The organism is Curtobacterium sp. LFS084, assembly GCF_047977705.1.
Classification (GTDB): Bacteria; Actinomycetota; Actinomycetes; order Actinomycetales; family Microbacteriaceae; genus Curtobacterium.
The window spans coordinates 25,411-43,783 of the sequence record NZ_JBFPFM010000007.1; the positions used below are offsets into that span (position 1 = coordinate 25,411).

The window sequence follows — 18,373 nt, forward strand, 5'->3', positions numbered from 1 at the left end:
CCGCGACCGGACGGCGGACACGAGGCGCGGTGCGGGCCCGCACCGCGCCTCCCGTCCGACCGTGGTCTGGCCGACGACCGTGGCCGTGGCCGCGTCAGAGGCTGAAGCCGCCGTCCGAGGTGAGCACCTGGCCGACGACCCAGCTCCCCGCCGACGTCGCCAGCCACGCGATGAGCTCGGCGGGGTCCTCCGGCCTGCCGACGCGACCGAACGGCGTGGTCGCGATCCAATCGTCGAGGTCGTCCAGCGACCGGTCGGTGGTCTCGGGGTCCAGGTACCCGGTGTTCACCGGCCCGGGGTTGATCGTGTTCAGGACGATGCCGAGCTCGAGGAGCTCCTGCGCCACCGTCGCCGTGACCCCCGCGAGTGCCGCCTTGCTCGCGGCGTAGGCCACCTCGCCGCGCATGGCGCCGTGGATCTGCCCCGAGGTCATCCAGAACACGTGGCCCTGCGGCCCCGGGTACGGACCGTTTCCCTGGATCCGGTCGCCGGGTCGCCGCGGCTCGTCGGGCCGCGGCGCCCGCAACCGCGCGAACTCGGCGGTGAGGAGCACGGTCGCGCGGGTGTTGACCTCCCAGAAGGCGCTGAGCCGCTCGGGGGTCATGTCGAGGATGCTGCCGTCGTCGCCGCTCTTCGCGTGGTTGCACACGAGGACGTCGAGCGTCCCGGTGAGCGCGGCGGCGGTCGCGATCAGCCCGGGGATCGTGGACGAGTCGGACAGGTCGGCGGGGAGGTCGGCGAACCGCGCTCCCTCGGTCAGGTGCGCGCGGACGCCGTCGCGGACCGCGTCGAGGTCGTCGCCGCCCCACGGCAGGTCGAGGTCGTGCGGACGGTGGTGGTGGATGACGACGCTGGCGCCGAGGGACGCGAGCTTCGAGGCGACGGCGAACCCGATGCCGCGGCGTCGGGACACGCCGGTGACGAGGGCGGTCTTGCCGTGCAGGGGCAGGAATGCGGACATGGTGAACCTTTCGACGGCGCCGACGTGGCGCACTGGTGGGTGTCGGAAGCGGCTCAGATGCACTGCATGCGAGTCACCCTACACAGCGGCCGCGCGTCGGGGCAGGACACCTCGGGCGCGGTGTGCGTGCCCCCAGCCCGGAACCCGCCGAGCAGTCGGGGGACGTCCCGCGCCCAGTCGTCGGCGCTCGCGTAGCGTCCGGCGCATGACGGACGAGCACTCCGGCGGCGCGGGTCCGCGACGCCGCCTGATCCTGCCGGGGCAGTACGGGCCGGACTTCGACGACGGCGGCCCGCTGCTGGTGGTCGAGGCCCGCGAGTTCTTCACCGCCAGGCCGATGCACCGCGCCAAGGCCCACCTGTGGCTGAGCGCGCTCCGGCACCGCGTCCAGGAGCTCCGGGACGCCGGCGAGGGCGACCGCGTCGAGCACGTCCGGGTCGAGACGCTCAAGGAGGCACTGGTCGGGCGCGACGACCTCGAGGTGGTGGACCCGCCGTCCCGCTCCCTCCGCGCGCAGGTCCGGCACTGGGGTCGGGGTACCGAGGTGCTGCCGAGCCGTGGCTTCGTCACCGACGAGGACGAGTTCGCCGAGTGGGCCGCGCAGGGCACCGGCCGGTTCCGGATGGAGACGTTCTACGAGCGCGTCCGCAAGCGCGAGGGGTGGCTGATGCGCTCGGAGAAGCCGGTCGGCGGGAAGTTCAGCCTCGACGACCAGAACCGCGAACCGCCGCCCAAGGGCGCGACGACGCTCGGCCTGCCGGAGCCGTGGTGGCCGGAGGAGGACGCGATCGACGACGAGGTCCGCCGCGACCTCGACCGGTGGGAGCGGGACGGTGTCGCCCGGTTCGTCGGGGCGGACGACCGTCGACGCTTCGCCGTGACCCACGACGAGGCGCAGCAGGCACTGGCGGACTTCGTGTCGAGTCGGCTGAACGACTTCGGCCCGTTCGAGGACGCCACGCTGACGAACGACTGGACGATGGCGCACTCGCTGCTCAGCGTCCCGATGAACCTCGGCGTCCTCGACCCGCGCGACGCGATCGAGGCGGCGCTCGTGGCGCACCGGGACGACGACGCGCCGCTCGCGAGCGTCGAGGGCTTCGTCCGGCAGATCGCCGGGTGGCGGGACTACGTCTGGCACCTGTACTGGTGGTTCGGCGACGACTACGGTGCGACCGAGAACGCGCTCGACGCCCACGAGCGGCTCCCCCGCTGGTGGCGGGAGCTGGACGCGTCCGACATCGACGCCGTGTGCCTCCGCACCGCCGTCGACGGTCTGCACGAGCACGGGTGGCTGCACCACATCCAGCGGCTGATGGTGCTCGGCAACTGGGCGTTGCAGCGCGGCTACGAGCCCGTCCAGCTGACCGAGTGGTTCACCGACGTGTTCGTCGACGGCACGGACTGGGTGATGCCGGCGAACATCATCGGGATGTCGCAGCACGCGGACGGCGGGATGGTCGCGACGAAGCCCTACGCCTCTGGCGGTCGGTACATCGACCGGATGTCCGACCACTGCGGTGGCTGCCGGTTCGACCCGACGAAGCGCACCGGCGAGGACGCCTGCCCGTTCACGGCGGGGTACTGGGCGTTCCTCGCACGGACGGAGCCGGCGCTGCGGCACAACAACCGGATGGCCCGGCCGCTGCAGCAGATGCGGAAGCTGTCGGACCTCGACGAGGTCGTCGCCCAGGAGGCTCGACGCGGCACCCCCTGACCGGCCCGGCCCGGTGGTGGGTCACCACCCACCCACCGGGTCGCTGGTCACTCAGACGAGGACGACGACCTTGCCGGCGATCCGTCCGGCCGCACCCTCGGTGTGCAGTGCCTGCAGTTCGGTCAGCGGGATGCGCCGCGTCACCTCGACCGTGAGCTCGCCGGCGTCGACGAGCCGCACGAGCTCGGCCAGCCGCTCGCGGTTCCGGAGCACGAACACCGTCGCCGCACGGACTCCGCGGGATTCGTCCCCCGGGGTCGCCATGAACGCCGTCGTGCTCACGACCGCGCCGCCGTCGCGGACCGCGGCCACGAACGCGGCGAACTGCTCGGGTTCGATCGGCGCGAGGTTGAGCAGGACGTCGACCTGGCCGTCGACCGCCCGCAGGACGTCGGTCGTGGTGTGGTCGACGACCTGGTCGGCACCGGCGGCACGGACGGCGTCGATGCTCCGCGGGCTGGCGGTGGCGATCACCTCGACGCCGGCGCGCTTCGCGAGCTGGATCGCGTACTTCCCGACCACGCCGCCGGCACCGACGATCAGCACCCGCTGCCCGGCCTCGAGCCGCCCCTCGTCGAAGAGCGCCTGCCACGCCGTGAGCGCCACCGACGGCAGGGCCGCGGCGTCCGCCAGGGGGATGCTGGTCGGCGCGGGGACGAGGGCGTCGGCCGGCGCGACGACGTACTCGGCCGCTCCGCCGTCCTGCTCCATCGGCAGGAACCCGATCACCGCGTCGCCGACCGCGAGCTCCGTGACACCGTCCCCGAGCGCGTCGACCGTGCCCGAGACGTCGTACCCGGGGACGTGCGGGAGCACGACGGGGATCGGCAGGAACCCGCCGCGCATGCCGTTGTCCGCCGCGTTGTACGCCGACGCGGCGACCCGGACGAGGACCTCGCCCGCGGCCGGCACCGGCTGGTCGACGTCGCCGTAGGTGAGGACCTCGGGACCGCCGACCTCGTGGAACTGCACTGCCTTCATGATGGACTCCTCTGCGTTGTGCTTCGAATTCGAAGCGATTGGTGTGACCGTACCACTGCTTCGAACTCGAAGCAACAGGTAGGATGGCGGCATGTCCGGAACCCCGTCGTCCCTCACCCCGACACAGCTGCGCGCCTACCTCGCCTTCACCGAGGTGAGCGCGCTCCTCCGCCCCTCGGTCGAGCAGCAGCTCAAGGACGCCGGCGGGTTGTCGTACGTGCAGTTCCAGCTGCTGGCCCGACTCGGCGACTCCCCCGACGGCCACCTGCGGATGACGGACCTCGCCGACGGCGTCGTCTACAGCCGGAGCGGCCTGACGTACCAGGCGCAGCTGCTCGAGCAGCGCGGCCTCGTCACGCGCGGCCCCTCGCCCGACGACGAGCGCAGCACCGTGGTCTCGCTGACCGACGCCGGACGGGACGTCCTCGCCGCGGTGTTCCCCGGGCACATCGGCACCGTGCACGGGCTGTTGTTCGCACCGATCACGGACGACGACGCTGCCGAGCTCGACCGGGTCCTCGGGCGGATCCGCGAGCACCTCCGGAAGAACCCGCCCCGATCGGCGTCCCGCCGCGCCGGGAGGTGAGCCGCCGCGGGCCAGCGTGATCCGCACCCGCGTGCGGCGAGTGGCGGGGCCGAGCCGCGCCTCCTGGCACGCCCGTCGTGCCTGTCGTTCCGTCACTCGACCCCGATAGGGTCGAGAACGTGAGCAACGAGGCATTCGACGACCGCTACGAGCTGCGCGCCTTCGCGCCCGGGACGGACGAGCAGGGGGCACCGAACGCCGAGACCGAGGCATGGATGCAGGCCGTCGGGCTCGGGTTCCACGAGCCCCACCCCGGGGGCGAGGTGGCCGCGCAGATGGTCGCGGACTTCGTCGTCGACGACCAGACCTGGCTCGGCGCCCACGTGCGCCGTCCCGCGCCGGGCTCCGTCGACGAGACCTGGCCGGCCGGCACCTTCGCTTGGTTCGGCAAGGCGCTGAGCTGGGGCGACGGCACGTCGATCGACACCCAGGCGATCTCCGCCGTGACCGTTCGACCGACCGAACGCCGCCGCGGGATCCTCCGCGCGATGATGACGCACGCCCTCGAGCGCGGCGTCGCCGAGGGCTACGCGATCGCCTCGCTGACGGCGTCCGAGGGCACCATCTACCGCCGCTTCGGCTTCGGCAGTGCAATCCGCGAGCGGGCCGTCCGGGTCCGCCGAGCGCGTGCACTGCCGTTCCTCGTCCCGACCACCGGTGTCGTCAGCGTCGTCACGCCCGAGTGGCTCGCGGACGGCCCCGGCCGGGCCGTCTTCGACCGGTTCGACGCACGGACGCCGGGCTCCATGGTCCGGAACACCGGCACCTGGCCCATCGTGTTCGGCCTGCGCACCGGGGACGGCGAGAAGGCGAAGGACGTCCGGGCCGCCGTGCACCGCCCCGACGACTCGGACGAGGTCGACGGGTACGTGACGTGGCGCGTCAAGGAGAGCCGCGACGGCGACACGACGCTCGAGATCGTCGACCTGGTCTACGCGACCGACGAGGCCTACCTGTCGCTCTGGGAGTTCCTGCTCTCGATCGACCTGAACGACGTCGTCACGTACAGCCGCTCGCGGCTCGACGACCCGATCGTCGTGGCGCTCGCCGACAACCGCGCGTACGACATCGACCACGAGGAGGACCACGTCTGGCTCCGCGTCCTCGACGTCGAGCAGGTCCTCGCCTCGCGGCCGTACGCCGTCGACGGTTCGCTGACGCTCGCCGTGACGGACGCGCTCGGCCACGCGGCCGGCACGTACCGGCTGGACGTCCACGACGGGCGCGGCACCGTCACACGGACCGCCGAGGACGCCGACGCGGCCGCCTCCGAAATCCAGCTCGACGTCGCGGACCTCGGCGCGGTGCTCATCGGGTCGGTCTCGCCGACGACGCTCGCCGCGGCCGGCCTGCTGCGCGCGACGGACCCCGCGGCGCCGGCACTGCTGCGGGCGATGCTGACCCCGCCGCGGGCGCCGCACGGGATCACCTACTTCTGATGTCCCTGCGCGACTCGGTCGCACGGGCTCGCCAGGCCGTCGCGGTGCTGGCGAGCCCGTCGCTCCGGGCAGCGATCGTCGGCGGCGCAGCCCTCGACGAGCGGACGAGCGCCGCCGTCCGGGCCTTCGACTGGGTCGGGGACGACGGCCCGGACACGCCGTTGCTCGGGCGGACGGCGCAGGACCTGCAGCGGTTGCAGTCGCCGGCGGCGCTGCTCGAGTTCGACCGGATCGCACGCATGCCGGCGCCGGACGACCAGCGCCACCCGCTGTCCGTCCGCATCGTCGGGCTCGTGTTCGACCGGCTCGGGACCGGCCGGGCGGTCCCCGAGCCGGTGCTCAACGCCGCGATCGCGATGTTCGCCGAGGACGTCGCCGTCGTGCGGCGCGACGCCGTGGACCTCGGTGTGCTCGAGCGGACGGACGACGGCGGGTCGTACCGGTACGTCGGCTGAGGCGCGGACGCCCGCGTGCCGTGGTCGGGCCCGGTTCGGCTCGGCGCTGCGGTTCCGCGGCCCCGGTTCGGCGCGGCGGCGCGGCGGCGCACAACCGAAGTGCGCCCGAACCACGGGCGCGCGCGGCTCGGACGGACTTCGGTTGTGCGCTGGTCGTGCGCGGGCGTCCGAGTGCCGTGGTCGGGGTCGTCTCCGAACCGTGGTCGGGGCCGTCTCCGCACTGTGGTCGGGGTCGTCTCCGCGCCGTGATCGGGGTAGTCTCCGCGCCGTGATCGGCGTAGTCTCCGCGCCATGGACGACACGGTGGTCGACTGGCTCCTCGACTCGGACCCGGCCCTCCGGTGGCAGGTGGAGCGCGACCTCGTCGGCGCCCCTGCCTCGACGTGGCAGGCCACCCGCGCCCGGGTCGCGACCGAGGGCCTCGGCGCAGCACTCCTCGCCCGCCAGGACCCGGACGGACAGTGGGCCGGCGGCGCGTACTTCCCCGCCGAACCCGAGCCCGAGGGCCCCGGTCAGCCGTACACCGCGACGACCTGGTCGCTCAACGCCCTGCGCGAGTGGGGCGTCGACGCCGCGGTGCTCGGGGACACCGCCGCGCGGCTCGACGCGAACAGCCGGTGGGAGTACGACGACCTGCCGTACTGGGGCGGCGAGGTCGACTGCTGCATCAACGCGTTCACGCTCGCGAACGGTGCATGGCTCGGAGCCGACGTCGACGGGATCGCGCAGTGGCTGCTCGAGCACCAGCTGCGCGACGGCGGGTGGAACTGCGACTGGGTCGAGGGCTCGACCGTGTCCTCGTTCCACTCCACCCTCAACGTGCTCGACGGGCTCCTGCAGCACGAGGTCCTGACCGACGGTCGGCATCCCCTCGCCGACGAACTGCGTGAAGCCCGCCACCGCGGCGCCGACTACCTGCTCGACCGGCGACTCCTCCACCGGAAGTCCGACGGCGAGCTCGTCGGTCCCTGGGCCACGGAGTTCGCGTACCCGTTCCGCTGGAAGTACACCGTGCTCCGCGCGACCGACCACCTCCGGGCTGCGGCGCTCCGGGACGGAGCTGCGCCGGACCCCCGCGCCGCCGAGGCGATCGAGGTGGTCCGCGCCGCACAGGGCGCCGACGGACGCTGGCTCCAGGGCGAGCGTCCGCCCGGTCGGCAGTGGTTCGAGGTGGACGTCCCGGCTGGCGAGCCGTCCCGTTGGCTCACGCTCGTCGGAACGCGTGTGCTGCGGTGGTGGGACGGGGTGTGAGCACGGAGATCGCACAACGTCCACATGACGGACGGTCAGTGAGACGTTCTCCGGACCATCCATGTGAGACAGCCCGGCGTCCGACCGACCGAGAGGCGAGTGTGCGGGCGATCATGGCCGAAGAAGGACCGGCTATCGGACGCCTCGTTCCGCTGATGCGGCGTAGCTTCGGCTCATGTTCGCGGCAGGTGCAAACGGAGACTGGTGGACACTACCGGCGCTCGGCGCCATCCTCATCTTCGGACTAGTCCTCGGGTGGTGGCGCAAGAAGAACGGCCGCGAATAGTGGCCCGTTCCAGTCCTTGGGGCCCGGCGTAGCCTTGGCCCATGTTCGCAGCAGGGGCAGGGGGCTGGTGGTGGGCCTTACTCATCCTGCCGGTCGTCGTTGCAATCGGCTTCTACCGAGATCGCCGCAACCGGCGGAAGTGACCGCTGACCGATCGGCTATTGAGACGGGTCTTCGTCCTTGGTGCTGCGCACGCTCAACACGCCCTGATGTGGTCCGACGTGCAGGCTCCACTCCTCGCGGCATCCCTCTTTGCGCTCAAACCGCCGAGGACTCGCCCCTGTCATACAGGGGGTATGCAAGCACGCCCTGGCCGCGGAAGCCGACAGCATGCCAGAACGCCACCGCATCGCGGTCCTCGGGGGACGGGTCGACCACCAAGTGGGTCCTGCCGCTCGCCCGGACCCGCTCGAGCACGGCCTCGACCACCTGTCGACCGACACCCGCACCGCGCTCCGCCGGGAGCAGGATGAGGTCCATACCGGCGCCCGACCCATCGGCGTACAACTGCGTGAAGCCGACCACTCGGTCGTCGACTTCGATCAGGAAGCACTCGACGTCCGGGAGACGGGCGCCCAGGTACTTCTCTCGGAGCTGCGAGTCGGACCGGAACCCAGGACCACCCCATCCCTCGAACGCCGGATCGCGGAACAGGGCCTGCACCGCGGGGAAGGTGTCAGACGTGGTGGGCCGAAGGATCAGCGCTCGCTCGCTCCCTCGCATTGGCCGAGCCTCCCACCGCACGTCCCGCGGATCAACAAGCAGCACGGGTCTGTCTTTTGGCCACTTCGCATCTCGAACACCATTCCGCGAATGGATGCCTCGGTAGACGATGGGCCACCGGTCGCTCGTGACGTCGTGGTGGCAGTTGTCGGTGCGGACGGGGTGGAGGTGCTCGAGCGACGCGGTCAGGACCCGTTCCGCGCTGGCCAGCTCGGCAGTGTTGCTGTCACGGGCCTCCGAGGCGGCGGTCGCGACGTCGAGCGCGAGCGAACGATGTGGGGGGACACTCCGCGGCGAAGGCCCTCATCCGGTGAGCGGCCGGCTCGCGACCGGAATGCGCGCCGACCGCTCCCACCTCGTCCGTGGTTCCTACCGCCGAGGCGGACCACCACTCGACACACGACGCCCGTCCGCGCCGACGTGGAGAAGATTGCCACGCGGCGTCTTCGTTGAGCTGACGTCGACGGGTGCCTATAGCCAACGCGGTCATCTAGCTGCAGAGCACCGTCATGATCAGTTCAAACGGCACACCGGCAACTTCGGCGAGGCGGTTGGCTGAGAGATGCTGGCCTGCGAGTCGGATGGCTTCATCGCGAAGCTCGATGACGTCCCCACGTCCCTGCCCGGTGATGAAACCGGCGATGCGATGTAGCGCCCCGACCGTCGCCGCGAGCGCGCGGTCGTCATCCGGTGGCGTTGGAACGTTCACCGCGGTGCTCGAGCCCGCGGCGCGGCCGCTGTCGATTCATGCTGCCTATGGCGTCGCGGGGGTCCGCTGAGATCAGCGGACGCGCCCCTACGCGTGCGAAGCCGCGCTCGCGCTACCCAGTTCGCGCTGGACGCAAGGGCGCCAGCTACCGACCCACCGGGCTCTGGCGGCAACTCACGGCGCGCGCCGAGTCCCACAGCTGTCTTCGAAATCAGGGTCCCCTCCCCACCGAGGGCCCGCAAGGCGGGCACAGACTCTGCCAACGTAACCCGGAGCAGACCCATCTGTCTACCGTCCTCAGGTTGACTCGGCCCGCGTCTGCGGCGGCACATACTCGGCCCGTACGGGATCCACCCGTCAAGCGAATTGGAGATCCGAATGGGTTTGAAGTCACGTTGGGCGCGCTTGGGCATCGCAGCGGCGACGGTTTGCACCGCCGCCGGTCTCGCCCTCGTTCCCGCTGTTTCCGCCTCGGCTGCCAGTAACGACACGGCAGTCTCCGCCCACATGCGCGACTGGTACGCCGCACGCGGCGTTCCGGAAAGCACCTACGGCCCGCTCGTCGATCACTTCCTCCGGGGCCAGCTGATGGACTCGATGCAGGAAGGGCTGGCGCCGACCGCTGTGAAGACGGTCCAGCGCGACGGTTTCACCGTCACCCAATCCATCTACGCTGATGGGTCGATCTCTGAGTCTGAGATCCAGAACCCGAACGGCAGCGCCGGCACAACAGGTGCTTCCCTGCGCACGGTGACGCCGCAGTCCGTCGGCCAGTGCGCCAGCACCACCCCAAGCCACTACGACACCCGGTACAACAACTGTGTCGTCGCAGCGGACAACAGCTTCCTGCAGATCGCGTTCCACGCCACGTACGACATCGTGCAGGGCAGCAACAACGACCTCATCAACGAGGTCTCGGCCCCCTATGCCTACTCCGTCGCCGGTACCGCGGACACACCGTCGCTGAAGATCACCCGCAAGCAGGAGAGCTCCTCAGGCCCGGCGACCGCAACGGCATCCACGACCTACCACTCCACGAAGGGTGGCGGATCGTTCACCGCCAGCCTCAGCCTCAAGGTCGGCAGCAACAAGGCAACGAGCGCCAAGGGAGGGTCCTGGTGAACACGATGAACCGAACGAAGCAGATCGCGATCGCAACGGCCGTGACGGGAACACTCCTCGCTGGGGTGTTCAGCGCTGCGCCAGCCACGGCGGCTACGACCAGCGGGCAGGACCAAACCGCCCTGCGTGAGTGGTTCACCAGTCAGGGCATCCCCGCGACGACGCAGGACGCCCTCGTCGCCAAGCTCGACAGCGGCAAGCTGCTGGACTCCATGAGCGGGTCCGTCAAGCCCGTCAGCACCACCACCACACAGAACGCCACCGAACTCGTCAGCCGATCCGTGTACCCGGACGGCTCCGTCGCAGTCACGTCGCTCGAGACCCCGTCGTCGAACAGCGCCAGCGCCGCGCCGGGCGCACGGTCCCTCCAGCCCGAGCAGATCACGGGGTGCAAAGAGTCCAACGGCGGCGGCTACGTCGTCGAGAGCAACTGCAAGGTCGAGATCGCGACTGGACCGTACGACCTCTGGTTCAACGCAACCTACGAGCGCTACACCGGTGGTGCGCAGATCGACACCGCGAACCACCCGAACGGAGTCGTGAAGTACGGCAACATCGTGTCCGGGCCCACGGTGAGCATCAAGCGGAAGAAGCAGAACGGCTCACTCGAGGCCTACGCCCAGGAGCACGCGAAGTACGAGTCCAACGGCGGCGGCACCAGCGAGGACCTCTACGTCTCACTGCGGGTGACGACCTCGAAAGCCTGGACGACCAACTACTGAGAGCCCAGAACGCGTAGAATCAGCCAAACTGGACCACCTGACCCTCGCGAGGACAAACAAATGCTGCTGATCCCGGGCTTCATCCCGATCGTGCTTGTCGTGACGTTCATTCTCATTGGGATCGCCGTGTGGGGCTCCTTCAAGAAGAGCCCGACGCAGCTGCGCCAAGAAGCCGAAGCGCGCGAACGTCGAGCACAGCGCGCAGCCGACCGCTCGTAGCCGAACACCACGGTGAGGCACGCCCCACGGGGCGTGCCTCACCGCTTTGCGGCACGACCGTCGTCCAAGCTGTCTCGCTGGTCAACCGAGACGGACGGACGCTAGTCCTTCTCTCCACCTTCCGAAGGAGCCTCGGCGCCGACCACCCGATCCGGGTGTTCCCGACGTACTTGCGTCAGTAGCAGGCTCCCAACGCCGAGGACGCCCATTGCAGAAGGGCGCTGGTCAGCGCGGCGCTGGATGCGATGGCGATCGACGTCCCTTACAGCCAGGGCCAAACCCATCGCAAGGGAACGCCACCCCTCGTACTCGCTTGCCTGCGAGCCAAGACGCAACGGTCCATCGGGTGCGAAGGCCTTGGCGTACAGGTCTTTCCCCACTCGAACACCACCGTCTCTCCCACGGGGATCGCCCGCCCATCGACGGACGGTGACCTCTGCGAAGATCGCGACGGAAGCTGGCACCTTGTCCCACGCACCGTCTGTGACAAGCCCTCCGACGTGCTCCCACAGCTCACTATCGACAGTGGCCGCGCCGATTGCGACTCCCTCTGTGGGGACGGACTCAATTGCGAACCGGGCTGCGTCGAGAACCTGAAGCGCACGCTGGAGCGCGTCGCTACGCCACGCAGCCATCGTCCTGCGGCCGTAGGAACCGTCGACGGTGTAGTTCTCTTGTCGGACCTGGCTTTGGTAGTCCCATATCTTGACGAGTCGGTGCGTCGAGCCCAGCGCGCCAACGAGGATCACCCGGCACTGTTCCGTCCAACCCAGAAGCCGAGACTCGCTATCGGACAGCGCGCGGTAATCGTCCGAGGCTGCCGCCTTCAAGGTGTCGATGTGCCCGAGCGCGTCAGAGACGTTCACTGGCCGAAGCCCTCGAAGTGCAGCTCCTGCTCGAAGAATCCTGCGCCAGCACAGTCTCGACACCACCATGCCTCGGCGTCCGCTCAAAACATTGGCACGACTTCGCGCGCAGCGCCTACAGCCTGCTTTGGTCCGTCTTGGGCGGCGAGGGCCCCGGCGGTCATCCACACTATTCGGGTGGTCCCGCACTCGGAGCACGCGCGTCGAGCCGACTGCGCGAACGCCTGACACATCTCCAGCGATCCGAACGTGCCGCCGAATCCGAACGCGGCACCTCGCTGACCGCCCTTCCGTGGATCACCATTCACCCTCATCATCGCGGAACGCTTCGCCGCCCGATAGACGATCGGCTATCGAGAAGCCGCCCTACGCTCGGGTCATGGCTCTGCGCGGCCTCCTCGACTACATCGGCATCACGCGACCGAACAGCGAGCGCAACTGGTTGCAGAAGCTGCTCGACCGACGCCGCGCCCGCTGACGGATCGTCGTACGCGACGGCATCAACGGCCCGGCCGGCGTCTGTGTCGGACCCATTGAAGACGTCGACGTTGAACCTGGTCAGCGATACCGACTCAGGAGGGCACTCTGGGATCGACCATGACAAGATGCGTGCTATGAAATCCTGGCCGAGGCGCCTGCGGTTCTCACCCCCGCCGGAGGTGATCGTGCCGCATCCCGGAGTCCCGAAGCTAGCGGACTGGGATCGGCAGGGCATCGTGGGCACCATCGGTTCAGGACCCGCAGCAGGGACGACTGTGGTGGCGCGTTCGTACTGGACCAACACCGGTCGCTTTGACGGCTACGAGCTGGAATTCTCCGATGGGCATCTCCCGATCCGCGACGCATCGGGCCGCTTCGTCATGGATCAGTTGGTTTTCGACGACCGTGTGCCTGGAGAGGAGGGCGGTCTCATCGACGCCTTGACACGGGAGGTAGAGGTGAACTGGTGGACCGACCGGAACCGAATCAGCGCGTTCTGGGCGGAACAAGGAGAGCGTCATTGAAGACGCTGGTACTCAGCGTCCATCAGCCGATCGTCGACCGGACGCTGCGGCGCGGTGCGTTGCGGTCGGGCGGATCGTCGAAGGCGTTCGTGTCTGGTGGAGCGACGACGACGGCTGGGGTGCGCTGCGTTCGAAGGCGCTCGAGTCCGACGTCTTCGAGCTCTGACCTGGGCGGCACGGATCGGCCGCGTCCAGCGACGGCCCCCTAGGGTTGTGGCCGTGCCGGGGGACCTGACGAGCAGCAGAGACACCACGTCGGACGAGGACGCGACGAGCAGCGAGGACGTTGCCACGCGCCGGACGCTCCTGTCCGTCCTGCCGCTGACGACGGCATGGGCGGGTGCGATCGCCGTCGTCGCGGTCCCGGTCCTCTGGACGCTCGTGGGCATGATCGTCGAGCAGTCGCTCACCGGTGCGCCCTTCCTCGTCATGATGATCCCGGTGCTGGCCTTCGCGGTCCTCGGCGCGTTCGTCTTCGGCCTCGTTGCCGGAGCCCTCGCCGGCCTGCCCGACTGGTGCCTGCGCCGTCGACCACCGAGCGCCCTCGGGGCCGTCGCGGCGGTCGTGGTCCTGACTGCGATCGTGACCGGGACGTTCGCTGCAGCACCGGTGCTCGGTCCGGTGTTCTCGGCCCTGCTGCCGTTGCCGGGTTGGGTCGGCCTCGCAACCGTCGCGGCAGCGACGGCCACCGGCACGATCATCGTCGTCTCGCGAGCGCGCAGGCAGGAACAGCGGATCACCGCACCCGGCGTGACGGGCGCGGGGCGCGCCTCCAGGCCGTCGCCGCGGGACGACCGCCCGACCGGCTGACGCCGCGGGACGACCGCCCGACCGGCTGACGGACCCGCGTCCCGTTGCGCGATCGAGACCAGCGATCGGCCCGGACCGTGCGAGCCTGGTCACGGGAACGTCGGGGGACGGAGCAGGTCGTGGAGCGAGCAGTCGGGCGAGTGGTGGGGTGGAGCACGGTGGCGGTCATCGTGGCCGTGACGGTGCTCTGGTTGCTCCTGGTCCAGGTGACCAGCTGCTCCGACGCCGCTCCCGGCCACGCCACGAGCTCCTGCGAGACCGCGCCCGTGCTCGGGATCGCCGGATCGTGGATCGCCGGGTCCGCGGGAGCGGTCGTCGTCGCCCTCGCGGTCTGGCAGATCGTCCGGGCTGCACGGTCGGCGGAGCCGGTCGACGGCTGAGCGCACGCGACGCGGGGTAGCGTGGATCCATGGCGAACGACGACGGTCCGCACCGCGGCGGCTTCCCGTTCGTCCCCGTCGCCGCCTTCGCCCTCGGCGCACTGGTCGTCGTCGCGGCCACGATCGGCGCGCGGCCCGTCCTGACCGGCGCCCGCTGGTCCCCCACGGTCGCGCCCGCCCGCGCTCCTGTCGTCGAGCCGACCGCGTCACCGCCCGCAACCGACGAGCCGCAGCCGCTCGGAGCACGGGCCGCCGAGCACGTCGACGCGTCATGGGTCCTCGTCGTCCTGGGAGTGGTCGTCGCGGCGCTCCTGGTGCTCGTGGTCCTCCACCTCCTGCGGAAACGGCGCCGTCCCACGCGTCCGGACGCGATCGACGTGGCCGGCCTCGCCGTCGAGGTGCCGGTCGACCCCTCGACCGAGGTCGGGCGCCAGCACCTGCGTCGCGGGATCGGCCGTGCGCTCGAGGTGCTGGCGGGACCCCGGGACCCCTCCGACGCCGTCACCGCGGCCTGGGTCGGCCTGCAGGAGTCGGCGGAGGACGCCGGGTTCCGCCGCGGAGCTGCCGAGACGCCGACGGAGTTCACGACCCGCATCCTCCGGCAGCTCGACGTCGACGAGACCGCGCTCGGCACCCTCCGGCGCTGCTACCTCGCAGTGCGCTTCGGCGGAGCCCCGGCGACCGATGCCGACGTCGCCGCCGTCCGGACCGCGCTGCGAACGCTCGACGCGCAGTGGGCCGACGTCCCGACGGGCCGCACGTGACCCGCGGCCGCACCATCGGCGTCCTGGTGCTCGCCGTCGTCGCCGCGGCGCTCACGTGGTTCTTCGGCGTCGGCGTCGTGCAGTCGCTCGCCGTCGGCGGCGTCGTCGCCGCGGTGGGTCTGACGTGGAGCGCCGTCCGTGAGGACGTCCCGTTGACCTGGCCCGTGCCTCCCGTCCGCTCCGAACCCGGCGCTCGACGCGAGCTGTCCGAGACGGCGTGGTCGCTGCGCGCCCACGGCGGTGTGCCCGAGCGGACACTCGCCCGCGTCCGTGCGGTGGCTCGCCACCGCCTGTGGACGCGCCACCGACTCGACCTCGACGACCCCGGCGACCGGACGGCGATCGAGGCCGTCCTGCCGTCGGCAGTGGTCGCCGTCCTGGTGCGCGAGCGGCGGTCCGAGATCGACCTCACCACCTTCGCGAGCGTCCTCACCGCGCTCGAGACCCTGGAACCCACGACCGAGAGGCACCCGTGACCGACACCACGACGCAGAGCTCCCAGCCGCTCCCGATCGCCGACGTCGCCGCCCGCAGCCGTGACGTCCTCGACACGGTCGGCGCGGTCGTCGTCGGGATGCGGGAGCCGCTCGAGCTGGCGTTCGCGAGCATCCTCGCCGGCGGCCACGTCCTGTTCGAGGACGTCCCCGGCCTCGGCAAGACGCTCGCGGCTCGGAGCCTCGCGGCCGCCTGCGGCCTCGACTTCCGTCGGCTGCAGTGCACCCCGGACCTCCTGCCCGCCGACATCACCGGGTCGTTCGTCTACGCCCCGGCGACCGCGGACTTCGTCTTCCGCCCGGGCCCCGTGTTCACCGGGATGTTCCTCGCCGACGAGATCAACCGGACCTCGCCGAAGACCCAGTCGGCGCTCCTCGAGGCGATGGCGGAGGGGCAGGTCACGGTCGAGGGCGAGGGCTTCCCGCTCCCCCGCCCGTTCCACGTCATGGCGACGTCGAACCCCATCGAGTACGAGGGGACGTACGCCCTCCCGGAGGCGCAGCTCGACCGGTTCATGGTGCGCCTCTCGGTCGGCTACCCGACGCGCGAGGGGGAACAGCAGGTGCTCCTCAACCGGATCGGCCGACGGCAGGAGGTCGCGACGGTGTCCGCCGTGGTCGACGCGACCGACGTGCTGCGCATGCAGGCGACGGTCGAGGGGGTGCACGTCGACGAGGACATGGCGCTGTACTGCGTCGACCTCGCGGCCGCCACGCGCACCCACCGCGACGTGCAGGTCGGGTCGTCACCGCGTGGTGCGCAGGCGCTCATGCTCGTCGGCCGCGCGCGAGCCGTCATGGACGGACGCGACTTCGTCACCCCCGAGGACGTCAAGACCGCCGCCGTCGCGGTGCTCGCGCACCGGATCTCACTGACACCGCAGGCGTGGGCGAACGGCGTGGACCCCGCGGCGATCGTACGGGGCATCGTCGCGCAGGTGCCGGGCCCGCCGGTGGTCGGGGCGCGAGCGTCTGGCCTGGAGGCGCGGTGAGCGTTCCCGACGACCCGCCGGTCCGCCCGGTGGCCGGGTCCGGAACCGCGCCGCGGTGGGTGCGGAACCCGGCGCTGGTCTTCGGGCTCGCGGTGGGCGTGTTGCTCGCCGGGCTCGGCCTCGTCACCGGACGCCCCGAGCTCGCGGTGGTGGCGCTCCCGGCCCTCGTGACGGCCGCCTTCGGTGCCCGGCCCCGACTCGACAGGACGCCAGTCCGGACGACGACCACGCTCGAGCCGTCCGACTCCGGCCGGGGTGTGGCGTACCGGACGGAGGTCGCCGTGCCGTCCGCCGCCGAGGCGGTCGCCGTCGAGTTCCGGGTCGTCGGCGACCGGCGGCACGTCGTCGTGGTCGACCCTCGACGCGCCAGGCGGCTGCGCGGGAGCGTCCCGGTCACGCACTCCGGGCCGCAGGAGGTCCTGCGGACGCACCTGTCGCTCCTCGGTCGGGGCGGCACCGCGATCTCGGTGCCCGAGGCCGGCCCGGTGCGGTCCGCGGTCGTCCCACCCCCGCACCTGCGCATGCAGCACCTCCCGATGCCGAGCCGGGTGACGGGCATCACGGGTGCGCACGGTTCTGCGCGCCCGGGTGACGGCGGCGAGTTCCGCGACGTCGCGCTCTTCGCTCCGGGTGACCGGCTCCGGCGGATCGACTGGCGGCGCACCGCTCGGCGAGCGGAGCGCCCGGGAGAGCTCTACGTGCGCCGGACCTTCGCCACCGCGGACGCCCTCGTCGTGCTCGTCCTCGACAGCCGGGACGACCTCGGCGCGGACGTCACCCGGTGGACGGGCGCGCGGTACGGCTCCCACCAGGCGACGTCGCTCGACCTCGCTCGCGAAGCAGCCGTCTCCCTCGCGACCGCGTACATCAGCGCCGGCGACCGGGTCGGCTTCCGCGACCTCGCGGGCACCGCGCGGTCGGTCGAGCCCGGCGGCGGGACCCGGCACCTCGAGCGACTCCGGACGACCATCGCCCAGGCGACGCCGCAGCCGGACGCGACGACCGCGGCACGGATGCCGCTCGTCCCGGCAGCGTCCCTCGTGGTGGTCCTCTCGACCTTCCTCGACGACCAGGCGTCGACGATGGCCGTGACCTGGGCGGCGACCGGGCACCGGGTCGTGGCCGTCGACGTGCTCCCGGCCGCCGACCTCCGGCGAGCGAGCCGTCTCGAGCGCACGGCGTCCCGGCTCATCGCCCTCGAACGGTCCGACCGGCTCACGGAGATGACGGCCACCGGCGTCGAGCTGATCCACTGGCGCACCGGTGACGGGGACACACCTGCCGTGCAACTCCGCCTGCTCAGCCGCACCCGGCGGACCGGATGACCGCCGGGTCGAGGGCGGAGCGCACCGGCGCGCCGTCGATCGGTCCGGCGGTCCCGGCGTGGACGATCGGGGCGCTCGGCCTCGTCGCGGGTGTCGTCGGATCGGTCGTCGTGGTCGGGGCGAGCGGCTGGCTCGTCGTCGCGGTGCTCCTCGCGGCGGCGGCAGCGGTCGTGCCCCGTGGTCCGTTCGCGGCGCTCCTCGTGGCGCAGCTCGCCCTCGCGGGGATCGGCGGGACGGCCCTCCCGGTGCTCCTCCTGACGACGCACCTCGTCCTCGCCACGAGCCTGCTCTGGGCGTGGACGCCGCGCACCGCCCGGGTGCAGCTCCGCGCCCTCGTGCCGTCGGCTCTGCGGTTCGTCGCCGTGCAGGTCGGGAGCCAGGCGGTCGCCTTCGTGGTCGTCGCCCTGCTCGGTGGTGCCGGCCCGGTCGGCGGCGTGTGGCTTGCGGTGGCCGGGACGATCGCGCTCCTGGCGCTCGCGCTCGGACTGTTCGTGCCGATGCTGCTCCGCGCCGGCGACGACGCGGAGCGCTGACCCGACAGCCCACCCGCCGCGTCGCGGTCGCGGT

Annotated in this window: 21 protein-coding genes; 16 read left to right on the top strand and 5 right to left on the bottom strand. The window is 71.4% G+C overall.

What is annotated here, in order from left to right:
* Positions 1 to 94 precede the first annotated feature (94 nt).
* Positions 95 to 961: an SDR family oxidoreductase gene (locus ACNQOV_RS06265; RefSeq protein ID WP_402269035.1), complete on the bottom strand. Its 867-nt coding sequence runs from the start codon at positions 959 to 961 to the stop codon at positions 95 to 97.
* 205 nt (positions 962 to 1,166) lie between these two features.
* Between ACNQOV_RS06265 and ACNQOV_RS06270 the strand changes: the two genes are divergently transcribed.
* Complete coding sequence (locus tag ACNQOV_RS06270; protein WP_416393820.1) at positions 1,167 to 2,678, top strand: cryptochrome/photolyase family protein; 1,512 nt, start codon at positions 1,167 to 1,169, stop codon at positions 2,676 to 2,678.
* Positions 2,679 to 2,729: 51 nt separating this feature from the next.
* On the opposite strand, the gene ACNQOV_RS06275 is transcribed toward ACNQOV_RS06270, so the two are convergent.
* Positions 2,730 to 3,659, bottom strand: coding sequence for an NADP-dependent oxidoreductase (locus tag ACNQOV_RS06275; RefSeq protein ID WP_416393821.1), 930 nt, complete (start codon positions 3,657 to 3,659; stop codon positions 2,730 to 2,732).
* Between the two features lie 91 nt (positions 3,660 to 3,750).
* On the opposite strand from ACNQOV_RS06275, the gene ACNQOV_RS06280 reads away from it, so the two are divergent.
* The 4 genes from ACNQOV_RS06280 (at position 3,751) to ACNQOV_RS06295 (ending at position 7,390) form a co-directional block, all read left to right on the top strand.
* Positions 3,751 to 4,245, top strand: coding sequence for a MarR family winged helix-turn-helix transcriptional regulator (locus ACNQOV_RS06280; protein WP_416393823.1), 495 nt, complete (start codon positions 3,751 to 3,753; stop codon positions 4,243 to 4,245).
* Positions 4,246 to 4,364: 119 nt separating this feature from the next.
* Positions 4,365 to 5,684, top strand: coding sequence for a GNAT family N-acetyltransferase (locus tag ACNQOV_RS06285; RefSeq protein ID WP_416393824.1), 1,320 nt, complete (start codon positions 4,365 to 4,367; stop codon positions 5,682 to 5,684).
* A complete protein-coding gene (locus tag ACNQOV_RS06290) occupies positions 5,684 to 6,139 on the top strand; it encodes a DUF2087 domain-containing protein (RefSeq protein WP_402269015.1) in 456 nt (151 codons plus the stop codon). The genes ACNQOV_RS06285 and ACNQOV_RS06290 overlap by 1 nt, the downstream gene beginning before the upstream one ends.
* Positions 6,140 to 6,430: 291 nt before the next feature.
* A complete protein-coding gene (locus ACNQOV_RS06295; RefSeq protein WP_416393825.1) occupies positions 6,431 to 7,390 on the top strand; it encodes a squalene cyclase in 960 nt (319 codons plus the stop codon).
* Between the two features lie 544 nt (positions 7,391 to 7,934).
* Here ACNQOV_RS06295 and ACNQOV_RS06300 read toward each other — a convergent pair.
* A complete protein-coding gene (locus ACNQOV_RS06300) occupies positions 7,935 to 8,399 on the bottom strand; it encodes a GNAT family N-acetyltransferase (RefSeq protein ID WP_416393893.1) in 465 nt (154 codons plus the stop codon).
* A gap of 490 nt (positions 8,400 to 8,889) precedes the next feature.
* Complete coding sequence (locus ACNQOV_RS06305; RefSeq protein WP_416393826.1) at positions 8,890 to 9,108, bottom strand: hypothetical protein; 219 nt, start codon at positions 9,106 to 9,108, stop codon at positions 8,890 to 8,892.
* 378 nt (positions 9,109 to 9,486) lie between these two features.
* Here ACNQOV_RS06305 and ACNQOV_RS06310 point away from each other — a divergent pair, with 378 nt between their 5' ends.
* The 3 genes from ACNQOV_RS06310 to ACNQOV_RS06320 are packed head-to-tail and all read left to right on the top strand — an operon-like array spanning position 9,487 to position 11,171.
* Positions 9,487 to 10,230 (top strand): hypothetical protein, encoded by a 744-nt coding sequence (locus ACNQOV_RS06310; protein ID WP_416393827.1) that lies wholly within the window; start codon positions 9,487 to 9,489, stop codon positions 10,228 to 10,230.
* A 5-nt stretch (positions 10,231 to 10,235) separates the two neighbouring features.
* The gene (locus tag ACNQOV_RS06315; protein WP_416393828.1) at positions 10,236 to 10,952 is read left to right on the top strand and encodes a hypothetical protein; all 717 of its coding nucleotides are present in this window, start codon (positions 10,236 to 10,238) and stop codon (positions 10,950 to 10,952) included.
* 60 nt (positions 10,953 to 11,012) lie between these two features.
* The gene (locus ACNQOV_RS06320; protein ID WP_416393829.1) at positions 11,013 to 11,171 is read left to right on the top strand and encodes a hypothetical protein; all 159 of its coding nucleotides are present in this window, start codon (positions 11,013 to 11,015) and stop codon (positions 11,169 to 11,171) included.
* 101 nt (positions 11,172 to 11,272) lie between these two features.
* Here the strand turns inward: ACNQOV_RS06320 and ACNQOV_RS06325 are convergent, their stop codons facing one another.
* On the bottom strand, positions 11,273 to 12,037 hold the full coding sequence (locus ACNQOV_RS06325; RefSeq protein WP_416393830.1) for a TIGR02391 family protein: 765 nt from the start codon (positions 12,035 to 12,037) through the stop codon (positions 11,273 to 11,275).
* A 548-nt stretch (positions 12,038 to 12,585) separates the two neighbouring features.
* Here ACNQOV_RS06325 and ACNQOV_RS06330 point away from each other — a divergent pair.
* The 8 genes from ACNQOV_RS06330 to ACNQOV_RS06365 all read left to right on the top strand — a co-directional run bounded on the left by ACNQOV_RS06330 (position 12,586) and on the right by ACNQOV_RS06365 (position 18,339).
* Entirely contained in the window at positions 12,586 to 13,041 is a 456-nt protein-coding gene (locus ACNQOV_RS06330; RefSeq protein WP_416393831.1) for a hypothetical protein, read from the top strand.
* A 219-nt stretch (positions 13,042 to 13,260) separates the two neighbouring features.
* Positions 13,261 to 13,851, top strand: coding sequence for a hypothetical protein (locus ACNQOV_RS06335; RefSeq protein ID WP_416393832.1), 591 nt, complete (start codon positions 13,261 to 13,263; stop codon positions 13,849 to 13,851).
* Positions 13,852 to 13,970: 119 nt separating this feature from the next.
* The gene (locus tag ACNQOV_RS06340; RefSeq protein WP_416393833.1) at positions 13,971 to 14,231 is read left to right on the top strand and encodes a hypothetical protein; all 261 of its coding nucleotides are present in this window, start codon (positions 13,971 to 13,973) and stop codon (positions 14,229 to 14,231) included.
* 29 nt (positions 14,232 to 14,260) lie between these two features.
* Positions 14,261 to 14,995: a DUF4129 domain-containing protein gene (locus ACNQOV_RS06345; protein ID WP_402267290.1), complete on the top strand. Its 735-nt coding sequence runs from the start codon at positions 14,261 to 14,263 to the stop codon at positions 14,993 to 14,995.
* A complete protein-coding gene (locus ACNQOV_RS06350) occupies positions 14,992 to 15,471 on the top strand; it encodes a hypothetical protein (protein WP_148286808.1) in 480 nt (159 codons plus the stop codon). The genes ACNQOV_RS06345 and ACNQOV_RS06350 overlap by 4 nt, the downstream gene beginning before the upstream one ends.
* A complete protein-coding gene (locus ACNQOV_RS06355) occupies positions 15,468 to 16,481 on the top strand; it encodes an AAA family ATPase (RefSeq protein WP_416393834.1) in 1,014 nt (337 codons plus the stop codon). The genes ACNQOV_RS06350 and ACNQOV_RS06355 overlap by 4 nt, the downstream gene beginning before the upstream one ends.
* Positions 16,478 to 17,806 (top strand): DUF58 domain-containing protein, encoded by a 1,329-nt coding sequence (locus ACNQOV_RS06360; protein WP_416393835.1) that lies wholly within the window; start codon positions 16,478 to 16,480, stop codon positions 17,804 to 17,806. The genes ACNQOV_RS06355 and ACNQOV_RS06360 overlap by 4 nt, the downstream gene beginning before the upstream one ends.
* Entirely contained in the window at positions 17,803 to 18,339 is a 537-nt protein-coding gene (locus tag ACNQOV_RS06365) for a hypothetical protein (RefSeq protein WP_416393837.1), read from the top strand. The genes ACNQOV_RS06360 and ACNQOV_RS06365 overlap by 4 nt, the downstream gene beginning before the upstream one ends.
* The last annotated feature ends 34 nt before the right edge of the window (positions 18,340 to 18,373 follow it).

What these genes read in the sequence shown, in the direction of transcription:
- ACNQOV_RS06275 (WP_416393821.1), bottom strand. Translation starts at nt 3,659, where the DNA reads ATGAAGGCAGTGCAGTTCCACGAGGTCGGCGGTCCCGAGGTCCTCACC.
- ACNQOV_RS06295 (WP_416393825.1), top strand. Translation starts at nt 6,431, where the DNA reads ATGGACGACACGGTGGTCGACTGGCTCCTCGACTCGGACCCGGCCCTC.
- ACNQOV_RS06310 (WP_416393827.1), top strand. Translation starts at nt 9,487, where the DNA reads ATGGGTTTGAAGTCACGTTGGGCGCGCTTGGGCATCGCAGCGGCGACG.
- ACNQOV_RS06300 (WP_416393893.1), bottom strand. Translation starts at nt 8,399, where the DNA reads ATGCGAGGGAGCGAGCGAGCGCTGATCCTTCGGCCCACCACGTCTGAC.
- ACNQOV_RS06315 (WP_416393828.1), top strand. Translation starts at nt 10,236, where the DNA reads ATGAACCGAACGAAGCAGATCGCGATCGCAACGGCCGTGACGGGAACA.
- ACNQOV_RS06280 (WP_416393823.1), top strand. Translation starts at nt 3,751, where the DNA reads ATGTCCGGAACCCCGTCGTCCCTCACCCCGACACAGCTGCGCGCCTAC.
- ACNQOV_RS06270 (WP_416393820.1), top strand. Translation starts at nt 1,167, where the DNA reads ATGACGGACGAGCACTCCGGCGGCGCGGGTCCGCGACGCCGCCTGATC.
- ACNQOV_RS06320 (WP_416393829.1), top strand. Translation starts at nt 11,013, where the DNA reads ATGCTGCTGATCCCGGGCTTCATCCCGATCGTGCTTGTCGTGACGTTC.
- ACNQOV_RS06265 (WP_402269035.1), bottom strand. Translation starts at nt 961, where the DNA reads ATGTCCGCATTCCTGCCCCTGCACGGCAAGACCGCCCTCGTCACCGGC.
- ACNQOV_RS06290 (WP_402269015.1), top strand. Translation starts at nt 5,684, where the DNA reads ATGTCCCTGCGCGACTCGGTCGCACGGGCTCGCCAGGCCGTCGCGGTG.
- ACNQOV_RS06365 (WP_416393837.1), top strand. Translation starts at nt 17,803, where the DNA reads ATGACCGCCGGGTCGAGGGCGGAGCGCACCGGCGCGCCGTCGATCGGT.
- ACNQOV_RS06345 (WP_402267290.1), top strand. Translation starts at nt 14,261, where the DNA reads ATGGCGAACGACGACGGTCCGCACCGCGGCGGCTTCCCGTTCGTCCCC.